Annotated in this window: 10 protein-coding genes and 1 pseudogene; 1 reads left to right on the top strand and 10 read right to left on the bottom strand. The window is 65.2% G+C overall.

Features of this window, described 5'->3' with window-relative positions; translation table 11 throughout:
- The 10 genes from B2527_RS11065 to B2527_RS11020 form a co-directional block, all read right to left on the bottom strand.
- On the bottom strand, positions 1–671 hold a 671-nt coding region (locus B2527_RS11065), incomplete at its 3' end, for a phosphate ABC transporter ATP-binding protein (protein ID WP_293712086.1).
- Positions 672–687: 16 nt separating this feature from the next.
- A complete protein-coding gene (gene pstA, locus B2527_RS11060) occupies positions 688–1,551 on the bottom strand; it encodes a phosphate ABC transporter permease PstA (RefSeq protein ID WP_293712083.1) in 864 nt (287 codons plus the stop codon).
- Positions 1,551–2,522 carry a phosphate ABC transporter permease subunit PstC gene (gene pstC / locus B2527_RS11055; RefSeq protein WP_293712080.1) on the bottom strand — a complete coding sequence of 324 codons (972 nt, stop codon included), beginning with the start codon at positions 2,520–2,522 and terminating at the stop codon, positions 1,551–1,553. The genes pstA and pstC overlap by 1 nt, the downstream gene beginning before the upstream one ends.
- A 374-nt stretch (positions 2,523–2,896) precedes the next feature.
- The gene (gene pstS, locus B2527_RS11050; protein ID WP_293712077.1) at positions 2,897–3,985 is read right to left on the bottom strand and encodes a phosphate ABC transporter substrate-binding protein PstS; all 1,089 of its coding nucleotides are present in this window, start codon (positions 3,983–3,985) and stop codon (positions 2,897–2,899) included.
- Between the two features lie 682 nt (positions 3,986–4,667).
- Positions 4,668–5,687 carry a phosphate ABC transporter substrate-binding protein PstS gene (gene pstS / locus B2527_RS11045; RefSeq protein ID WP_293712074.1) on the bottom strand — a complete coding sequence of 340 codons (1,020 nt, stop codon included), beginning with the start codon at positions 5,685–5,687 and terminating at the stop codon, positions 4,668–4,670.
- Between the two features lie 115 nt (positions 5,688–5,802).
- Entirely contained in the window at positions 5,803–6,582 is a 780-nt protein-coding gene (locus B2527_RS11040) for a hypothetical protein (protein WP_293712071.1), read from the bottom strand.
- A 96-nt stretch (positions 6,583–6,678) separates the two neighbouring features.
- Entirely contained in the window at positions 6,679–7,887 is a 1,209-nt protein-coding gene (locus tag B2527_RS11035; RefSeq protein ID WP_293712069.1) for an OprO/OprP family phosphate-selective porin, read from the bottom strand.
- 169 nt (positions 7,888–8,056) lie between these two features.
- On the bottom strand, positions 8,057–8,695 hold the full coding sequence (nth, locus tag B2527_RS11030) for an endonuclease III (RefSeq protein ID WP_293712088.1): 639 nt from the start codon (positions 8,693–8,695) through the stop codon (positions 8,057–8,059).
- Positions 8,696–8,808: 113 nt separating this feature from the next.
- Positions 8,809–9,153: a hypothetical protein gene (locus B2527_RS11025; RefSeq protein ID WP_293712066.1), complete on the bottom strand. Its 345-nt coding sequence runs from the start codon at positions 9,151–9,153 to the stop codon at positions 8,809–8,811.
- A 9-nt stretch (positions 9,154–9,162) separates the two neighbouring features.
- Positions 9,163–9,945: an enoyl-CoA hydratase/isomerase family protein gene (locus B2527_RS11020; RefSeq protein ID WP_293712063.1), complete on the bottom strand. Its 783-nt coding sequence runs from the start codon at positions 9,943–9,945 to the stop codon at positions 9,163–9,165.
- Positions 9,946–10,113: 168 nt separating this feature from the next.
- Here B2527_RS11020 and B2527_RS11015 point away from each other — a divergent pair.
- Positions 10,114–10,193, top strand: a pseudogene (locus B2527_RS11015) (FKBP-type peptidyl-prolyl cis-trans isomerase); the annotation flags it as partial.

The following is a 10,193-nucleotide window of genomic DNA, read 5'->3' as shown; positions in this document are numbered from 1 at the left end:
ATGGTGTAGTCGTTCTTCAGCTCTTCCACCAGCTGCTCGATGCGGCTGGTCGAGATCGGGTCCAGCGCCGAGGTCGGCTCGTCCAGCAGCAGCACGTCCGGGCGCAGGGCCACGGCACGGGCGATGCACAGACGCTGCTGCTGGCCACCGGACAGGCCCAGCGCACTCTGGTTGAGCTTGTCCTTCACTTCGTCCCACAGCGCGCCCTGGCGCAGGGCCTGCTCGACGCGCACGGTCATGTCGGCCTTGGACAGCTTTTCGTGGTGGCGGATGCCGTAGGCCACGTTCTCGAAGATGGTCATCGGGAACGGCACCGGCTTCTGGAACACCATGCCCACCTTGGAGCGCAGGCGGTTCATCGGGTACTTGGGTGCGAGGATGTTCTCGCCGTCCAGCAGCACCTCACCGCGCGCTTCCAGCTTGGGGTAGAGCGCGTAGATGCGGTTGAAGATGCGCAGCAGGGTGGACTTGCCGCAGCCGGAGGGGCCGATCAGCGCGGTGACGCGCTTTTCCGGAATCTCCAGGTTGATGTTCTTCAACGCATGGAACTTGTCGTAGTAGAAGTCCAGGCCGCGCGCCGCCAGCTTGACCGGCGCAGGCGTGTGCAGCGACTGGTTGGCGGCGGGCACGTTGATGCGCTGCATCGGTACGGCGTTGCTGAGGTCGTTCATGGGGAGGTCCATGGGATCAATCGTTTGAGATGCGGTTGCGCAGCAGCAGGCCGCGCGCGGAGAGGCTGACCAGCAGGACGAACACGGTCAGGACCAGTGCACCGGCCCAGGCCAGGACCTGCCAGGATTCATAGGGGCTGCCGGCAAACTGGTTCATCACCACCGGCACCGAGGCCATCGGCTGGAACACATTGCTGTTCCAGTACTGGTTGCCGAAGGCGGTGAACAGCAGCGGTGCGGTTTCGCCGGAGATGCGGGCCAGGGCCAGCAGGATGCCGGTGACGATGCCGGCCATGGCACTGCGGTACAGCACCTGCATGATCACCTTCCACTGCGGTACGCCCAGTGCCAGTGCGGCTTCGCGCATCTGCACCGGCACCAGTCGCAGCATTTCGTCGGTGGTGCGGATCACTACCGGCAGCACGATGAACGCCAGCGACAGAGCGCCTGCAAAGGCCGAGAACTGGCCGCCGGTCTGCATCACATACAGGGTGTAGACGAACAGGCCGAGCACGATGGACGGTGCCGACAGAAGAATGTCATTGACGAAGCGCACCACGGTGCCGGCCTTGCGGGCATTGCCGTACTCGGCCAGCCAAGTGCCGGCGGCCACGCCCAGCGGCGTGCCGATACCGATCGCCAGCGCACACATCACCGCGCTGCCGAAGAAGGCGTTGAGCAGGCCACCTTCCTGCATCGGCGGCGGCGTCATCTTGGTGAAGAGGTTCAAGTTGATGCCGGGCAGGCCCTTGGACAGCAGCGTCCACAGGATCCAGCCGAGGAAGAACAGGCCGAACAGCGCAGTCGCACAGCCCAGGAACAGGGCCACGCCATTGGTGATGCGGCGGCGCAGGTACAGGGAGTCAGCGGAAGCGGACATCAGTTGCCCTCCTTGCGGGACAGGCGCATCAGCATCAGGCGGGCCAGTGCCAGCACCACGAAGGTGACGATGAACAGCACGAAGCCGAGCAGCAGCAGGGCCGAGCGGTAGGTTTCGGTGGCCTCGCCGAAGTCATTGGCGATCAGCGCGGCGATGGTGGTGCCCGGTTCCAGCAGCGACGGCGTCAGGCGCACGCTGTTGCCGATCACGAAGGCCACTGCCATGGTTTCACCCAGCGCACGGCCCAAGCCCAGGAACACACCGCCGATCACCGCCGAGCGGGTATAGGGCAGGACGATGTCCCAGCTCACTTCCCACTTGGTCGAACCCAGTGCATAGGCCGATTCCTTCAGGCGGGTGGGAACGGTGAGGAAGACCTCGCGCATCACCGAGGAAATGAAGGGGATGACCATGATCGCCAGCACGAAGCCGGCGGTGAGCATGCCGATGCCCAGCGGCGGCCCCTGGAACAGCGGGCCGATGATCGGCCATTCGCCCAGGGTCTCATTGAGGAACGGAGTGACGTATTCGGTCATCACCGGCACCAGCACGAACAGGCCCCACATGCCGTAGATGATGGAGGGGATGCCGGCCAGCAGTTCGATGGCGGTGCCGACCGGGCCGCGCAACCAGCGCGGCGCTACCTCGGTGAGGAAGAAGGCGATGCCAAAGCTCACCGGCACCGCGATCAGCATGGCGATCAGGGCGGTGACGATGGTGCCGTAGATCGGCGCCAATGCGCCGAACTTGTTCTCCACCGGATTCCAGTCGGAGGAGTAGAAGAAGCTCAGGCCCTGCTCCTGCAGCGCGTGGCGGCCACCCCAGAGCATGGACAGGGCGGCACTGGCCAGGGCGACCAGGACGAAGATCACGGTGGCGATCAGGAACCAGCGGAACAGCCGGTCGTTTCGTGCATCGCGCAGATCGCGAGAGGTGGGCGCGGATGCTAGGGACGGTGCAATGGCATTCATGGCAGCGGCAGGGGCCCGGGAGGATGCGGTGAAATATCAGTCCCTCGATGGAGGGGGTAGCCGTCGCTTCTGCTTTTGTTCGTCATTCCCACGTAGGCGGGGATCGCTTTTAAGCTGTCATTCCCGCGAAGGCGGGAATCGCCTTTAAGCCGTCATTCCCGCGAAGGCGGGAATCGCCTTTAAGCCGTCATTCCCGCGAAGGCGGGAATCGCTCCTGCCGTTGATGTTGCGTGTGACTTCAACGGCAAGGGCAGGAACAAAAGCAAAAGCAACAGCAACAGCAGAATCAAAAGCAGAATCAAGAGCGATCCCCGCCTGCGCGGGGATGACGCACTGGCAAAGGCGGGGCCGCAGGGCGGCCCCGCGCCAGTGCGTCACTTGAACTCGGCAGCCCAGTACGACTCGATCTGGGTGACCAGCTCGGCCGGCAGCGGCACGTAGTGCAGTTCGTTGGCCTGTGCCTGGCCGTTCTCGAAGGCCCACTTGAAGAACGCGCGGGTGTCGGCGCTGCGCTTGGCGTCCTTCGGCTGCTTGTGCATCAGCATGAAGTTGGTAGCGGTGATCGGCCAGGCATTGGCGCCGGGGGCGTTGGTGATCACCAGGTTGAAATCCTTGGCGTTGGCCCAGTCCGCGCTGGCAGCGGCCGCCGCAAAGGTTTCCGCGGTCGGCTGCACCCAGCTGCCGGCAGCGTTCTGCATGGAGGCATACGGCATGTTGTTCTGCAGGGCATAGGCCAGCTCGACATAACCGACCGAGCCCTTGATCTGCTGCACGTAGGAGGCAACGCCTTCGTTGCCCTTGCCGCCGACGCCGTCCGGCCACTGCACCGAGGTGCCTTCGCCGACCTTGTCCTTCCACTCGCCGCTGACCTTGGACAGGTAGTTGGAGAAGTTGAAGGTGGTGCCCGAACCGTCGGAACGGTGCACCAGGGTGATCTTGGTGTCGGGCAGAGTCACGCCCGGGTTGGCGTCGACAATGGCCTTGTCGTTCCAGTTCTTGATCTTGCCCAGGAAGATGTCGGCCAGCAGAGCGCCGGTCAGGCGCAGCTGGCCCGGCTGCAGGCCTTCCAGGTTGACCACCGGCACCACCCCACCGATGGCCGACGGGAACTGGCCCAGGCCAGCCTGTGCCAGCTCTTCGCTGGACAGCGGCTTGTCGGAGGAACCGAAGTCGACGGTGCCGGCCTTGATCTGGGCGATACCACCGCCCGAGCCGATCGACTGGTAGTTGATCTTGGCACCGGTGGCGGCGTTGTAGTCGGCCGACCACTTGGACACCAGCGGGAAGATGAACGATGCGCCGGCGCCGGAAATCTCGGCGGCAACCTTGTCACCGGCGGCCGGTGCAGCGGCACCTGCGGCGTCCGGGTTGGCAGCGGCCTGGTTGCCCTTGTCACCACAGGCTGACAGGCCCAGGGCGATGGCCAGCGAAAGGGCGGCAAGACCGGTCGTGTGCAGCTTCATGCGTCACTCCATAGCGGGAGAAATGCCGGCAGCGCCGGCGGATGCGGCTATGAAATGATGTTTTTGTTACAGCCTGATTACATCGTGAAAAAAATCTGAAAAAGGCAACAGAATCAATGGCCCTTGTAGCGACGAAAGCGGCAGAAAATCGCCCTGGCCAAAGTGTTGATGACACAGTTGGGAAGCACGGAAGGGTAGTGCCGAGCCATGCTCGGCAGAGGGCTTGCCCAGTAACGCCCCAGCGGAGCATGGCTCCGCTCTACAGATGAAGCGAGGTAGTGCCGAGCCATGCTCGGCAAGCGGCTTGCCCGGTAACGCCCCAGCGGAGCACGGCTCCGCTCTACAGATGAAGCTAGGTAGTGCCGAGCCATGCTCGGCAAGCGGCTTACCCGGTAATGCCCCAGCGGAGCATGGCTCCGCTCTACAGGTGAAGCTAGGTAGTGCCGAGCCATGCTCGGCAGCGGGCTTGCCCGGTAAAGCCCCAGCGGAGCATGTCTCCGCTCTACAGGTGAAGCTAGGTAGTGCCGAGCCATGCTCGGCAGAGGGCTTGCCCGGTAAAGCCCCAGCGGAGCATGTCTCCGCTCTACATGGGGCTGGGCTTGATGGGGGCCCCAAAAAAAAGGCGCGGATCGCTCGATCCGCGCCTGAGGCGACGAGGGAGAGGGTCCCGTCGGCTCTACACTCAATAATTCAGGTTCTGCTGCCAGTAGGTCTCGATCTGGCGGACCAGTGCGTCCGGCAGCGGCACGTAGTCCAGCTGGCGGGCCTGTGCGTCGCCGTTGGCGTAGATCCAGCGGAAGTACTCGACCGTCGCCTTGGCGCCTTCAGCGCTCTTGGGCTGCTTGCGCATCAGGATGAAGTTGGTGGCGGTGATCGGCCAGGACTGCTCGCCCGGGGCATTGGTCATCACCAGGTAGAAGTCACGCGCATTGCCCCAATCGGCGCTGGCGGCAGCGGCCGAGAAGGTCTCGTCACGCGGCTGCACGAAATTGCCGGCGGCGTTCTTCATGCGCGAGAAGGTCAGCCGGTTCTGCAGTGCGTAGGAGAACTCGACATAGCCGATCGAGCCGCGGATCTGCTTGACGTAGGCGGCGACGCCTTCGTTGCCCTTGCCGCCGATGCCTACCGGCCACTGCACCGAGGTACCTTCGCCGACGGTGGTCTTCCAGTCAGCATTGACCTTGGACAGGTAGTTGACGAAGTTGAAGGTGGTGCCCGAACCATCCGAGCGGTGCACGACGGTGATCTTGGTGTCCGGCAGGGTCAGGCCGGCATTGAGGGCGACGATGGCCGGGTCGTTCCACTTGCTGATCTTGCCCAGGAAGATGTTGGCCAGGGTCGGGCCGTCGAGCTTCATCGCGCCGGCGTCAACGCCCGGCACGTTCAGCACCGGCACCACGCCGCCGATGACCGAGGGGAACTGCACCAGGCCGGAGGAGGCCAGTTCTTCCGGCTTCAGCGGGGCATCGGACGAGCCGAAGTCCACGGTGTTGGCCTTGATCTGGGCAATGCCGCCGCCCGAACCGATGGACTGGTAGTTGACGCGCTTGCTGGTGGCGGCGCTGTAGTCGGCCGACCACTTGGACATGACCGGGTAGATGAAGGACGCGCCAGCGCCGGTGACATCGGCAGCGTTGGCGGCGAACACGGACGACGCAGCGAGGATGGCGATGGCTGCGCGCGATTTGATGGCGTGGATCACGAATGGCTCCTGGGAGGTGAATGTGCGGTGAGTTCCGCCCGGCGCCTATTCCATAACCATTTGATGACAATGCAGCGTCTGTCATATGACGCATGCATGACAGCGTTTCATGCGCTCAGAACGCGGCTTTCACCGCATCCGGCAGCGGGTAGTGCTGGCCTTGTGGGGTGAGGGTGTAACGCTTGGCTGGCAGCGATGTGCGGGTCTCACTGCAGTTGCCGCCAGCATCCTCGTGTTGCTCGGTGTAGTCGCCGCGTTCGCGGAGGTACAAGGTCGCCCAGCCTTGGGCCGGCGGCGGGCCGACCTCGAGGGTGCGGCTGCGTTGCTGGAATTCGCCGGCGCAGTTGGTGTCCCATTCGCCGCCGTTGCTTTGCATGACGATGGGGTCGGTGATTGCCAGCAGGCGGCTGCCGTCGTGCACGAACAACTGCAGTTGTTCCTCGCCGAAGGGATTGGCGCGGGAGGAGCCGCTGCGGGTGACGCGCACGCCGAAGGCACGGGTATCGGCGCCGAGCCGGTAACGGGCGGTATCCAGATAGATGCCGTCAACCCGGATCGCATCGCTGCTGACCGCATCGGGCAGGCGCAGGGCGGCACGCGGCTGCAAGGTGTTGCTGTCAACGACCAGGACGTCAAGATCGCCGGCCTGCACGTCGCCATTGGCTTCTTCCGGCCCCAGCAGTGGCACCGCGATCAAGGTCAGGCGCGTGTCGGCCGGCCACACCCGGCAGGCGCCACGGCTGGCATCGATGGCCCAGCCGGTACGTTCGGGCAGGGCCTGGCTGTCGCGCTGCTGGTATGCGCGGGTGATGCGCGCGGCGCTGTCATCGCCACAGTCCTGGCCCTGGGCGAAGAAGGGCAGGGCGAGCAGCATTGTGATCAAGGCAAGGCGCATGGTGGCATCCGGTGCGGGCATCAACCCACAGCATACCGTTGCCGCAAACGAAGGACGCCCCTTGCGGGGCGTCCGTGTACTGCTTGCAGTCGCTGCTTACCAGAAGAACTGCAGGCGGGCTTCCAGGATGTTGGGCTTGTCGCTGACGAATGCCTGGCTGCTGGAGCTGTACTTCTTGCTGTCGACCATCACGTAGTTCAGCGAGGCCTTGAAGTTGGAGCGCCAGTACCAGTTGGCACCCACGGTCCAGATGTCCATCTTGCCGCCAAGCACGCCGTCCACCAGCGGGGCACCGCCGGCCACGGCCGGGGCACGCAGGCCACCGTCGTTCAGGTCGATGCTGTCAAAGCGTGCACCCAGCTGCCACATGCCACGGCCCGGCTCATCCGGCAGGCCCAGGCTCGGGGTGCCACCCTTGTAGCCCCAGGTCTCACCAGTGACGTTCCACACGCCGCTGATGTAGTAGCCGTCGGTGCTGTAGTTATCGTGGTCGTAGCGCTTGACCTTGGAGCTGTAGTACTCACCCTGGGCCTTGAACGGACCATGCACGTACATGGCTTCGGCACCGATGGTGCTCAGGCGGTCGGTATCCTTCAGGTCGCCGCTGTCGACCAGGCGCACGGTGGCCAGGTCGGCGTTCGGGCGCGCGCGCCAGCGCAGGGTGTCGGCATCGGTGTCGTAATCGACGTAGCTCAGGCCCAGGTGCAGGATGTTGCCCTTCTCATTGATCGGGGCGAAGGTGCCGCGCACGCCGTAGCCGCTGCCATGGGCCAGGTCGCGGGTCAGCTCGCGGCCGAAGGCCGAGGCGGTGACCGACCAGTTGGCGTCGCCGACGCCGTAACCAACGCCGAGGCGACGGGCAACGGCATAGGTGTTGGTGACGGTGGCCTTGGAGATGAAGTCGTTGTTCTTGGTGCTGGACAGTTCTTCCAGGCTGTTGGGCTGCTTGAACTGGCCGGCCTGCAGGAAGTGGTTGCTGTTGCCGCCCAGCTTGTACTTGATGTTGGTGTCCAGGAACTTGTCGGCCTTGGCGTCGTAACCCACCACCCACTCGACGTTGCCCGGGCCCTTGCCCTTGAGCACCAGCTCGGCGCGGCGCAGCTCGAACTCGCTGTCCTTGCCGTTCTTGGCGACGCCGTTCAGGTCGGCGCGGTCGTTGTCGAACCAGTTGCCATCAGCCTGCACCAGGCCTTCGAAGGTGATTTCGGAGCCGCCGATGACATCGATGGCAATTTCGGCGTGTGCGGCTGGGACAAACAGCGCCGACACAACGGCTGCAGTGAGGAGTTGGCGATGCAGTTTCATGGATGGGTAGCCTTGCAGGCAGGTTGAGGATGCTGCGAAGGCTAGGGCGTAAAGATTGCGTAAATGTGACAGTCCGGCGACGACCTGCCGCGCACGCAACGCCCATGCCCGCGTATTGGACGCGGGCGCTGTTACGGTCAGGTGTCGTGCAGATGGCAGCCGGCCGCGCTCAGGCGTCGGCTGTCTTGTCCTTGAAGTGACACAGATCGCGGATCACGCATTGCGGGCAGTCCGGCTTGCGCGCCTTGCAGACGTAGCGGCCGTGCAGGATCAGCCAATGGTGCGCGTCCTGCAGGAATTCCCCGGGGATCACCTTCAACAGGCCATCCTCCACCGCGCGCACATCCTTGCCGGGCGCCAGGCCGGTGCGGTTGGCGACGCGGAAGATATGCGTGTCCACCGCCATGGTCGGTTGCCCGAAGGCGGTGTTGAGCACGACGTTGGCGGTCTTGCGGCCGACGCCGGGCAGGGCTTCCAGCGCGGCGCGGTCGGCGGGCACTTCGCCACCGTACTTCTGCACCAGGATCGCGCAGGCGGCGATGACGTTCTTCGCCTTGGCGTTGAACAGGCCGATGGTGGCGATGTAGCGCTTGAGCCCTTCCTCGCCCAGGTCGAGGATGGCCTGGGCGGTGTTGGCCACCGGGAACAACTTGCGGGTGGCCTTGTTGACGCCCACGTCGGTGGCCTGCGCCGACAGCGTCACCGCCACCAGCAGTTCGAACGGCGTGCTGTATTCCAGTTCGGTCTTGGGGTGCGGGTTGAGCTCGCACAGGCGGGTGAACATCTCCCGCACTTCCTCGCGGCTCATGCGCTTGCCGGCACGCGGCGTCGACGGCTTCTTCACCGTCGTGGCGCTTGGTGGGGTGGCGGCGTTGCGGGGCGCGGCCTTGCGTGCCGCGGCTTTCTTCACGGTGGGGGCAGTCATGCAGTGGGCTTTCCCGCGGCCCGTGCCTTGGCACGGGCGAGGATGGCGGCCGCTGCCGAGGGCAGGGCGGGTTTGTGGTCCGGTGCCGGTGGTGGCGCGCGGCGTGCTTCGCGTTCGGCCGCGCGCCGGGCCAGCCGTGCATCGCGCGCGCGGTGGCGTTCACGCGCGGCCCAGGCCTGGCGCAGGCGCTGCTGTGCTTCCAGCAACGGCTGTACCTGCGCGGCATCCAGCCCGGCGGCTTCGGGCGCGTACTCCATCAGCCCGGCGCGCACGGCCGCGTCCAGGTCGTCGGCGGCGATGAACTGCAGCAGCTGTTGCGGTGTGGCGGTCACGACAGGCATCGGTGCAGCTCAGCGGTTCCTGAATTCCGGCTTGCGGCGTTCCAGGAAAGCCGAGGTGCCTTCACGCATGTCCTCGGTGGAGAAGGCCAGGCCGAACTGCGCGCTTTCGTACTCCAGTCCTTCCTCGATGCCGCACTCGCCGCCGACGTTGATCGCGTCCAGGATGCCGCGCAGTGCCAGCGGCGCGGCATGGGCCAACTGGGTGGCGATCTTCAGCGTCTCCGCCTCCAGCTCGGCGGCCGGCACCACCCGGTTGACCAGGCCCAGTTGCTGGGCGCGGGCGGCGTCGATCGGCGCGCCGAGCAGGCACAGCTCCAGCGCCGCGGCACGCCCGGCCAGGCGCAGCAGGCGCTGGGTGCCGCCGAAGCCCGGCAGCAGGCCCAGGTTGATTTCCGGCTGGCCGACCTTGGCGCTGTCGGCGGCGATGCGCAGGTGGCAGGCCATGGCCAGCTCCATGCCGCCGCCCAGCGCGAAGCCGTTGATCATCGCCACGACCGGTTTTTCCAGGCGTTCGATGCGGCGCATCAGGCGCTGGCCGACCAGCGAGAAGTCGCGCCCCTGCACCGGGGTCAGGCCATTCATCTCGGCGATGTCGGCACCGGCCACGAACGCCTTGGGACCGGCCCCGGTCAGGACCACCACGCGCACGTCGTCGGCCTGGCCGGCCGCGGCGAATGCCGCATCCAGGGCTTCCAGGGTCTGGCGGTTCAATGCATTGAGCTTTTCCGGACGTTGCACGGTGATGGTGCGGATACCGTCGCGGGTGGCGATCGAGACCGGGGCGTCGGACATACGGTGAAGCTCCTGAAAAGTTAAAAAAAAGTGAGTTTTGAACTAAATCGAACCCATGTGGGTCAGAGCCCGGGTCGTCAGTGGCGGAGCGCCTTTGTGACGGCTATCCTAACCCGTCGCCTCAAGCGGCATGGTTGCCCTGAGACACCTTCCCTGGAGAACAGTTTGATGAAGTTGCGTTCTATCGCGGTCGCCGTGGCCGCTCTGGCCATTACCGGCGCTGCATTCGCCCAGGACGTCTCGTCCGA

It is taken from the genome of Stenotrophomonas sp. UBA7606 (assembly GCF_002477705.1).
In the GTDB taxonomy this organism is placed as follows: Bacteria; Pseudomonadota; Gammaproteobacteria; order Xanthomonadales; family Xanthomonadaceae; genus Stenotrophomonas.
Note: the sequence above shows the minus strand (reverse complement) of the source record. Positions and strands in the feature narration are given on the sequence as shown.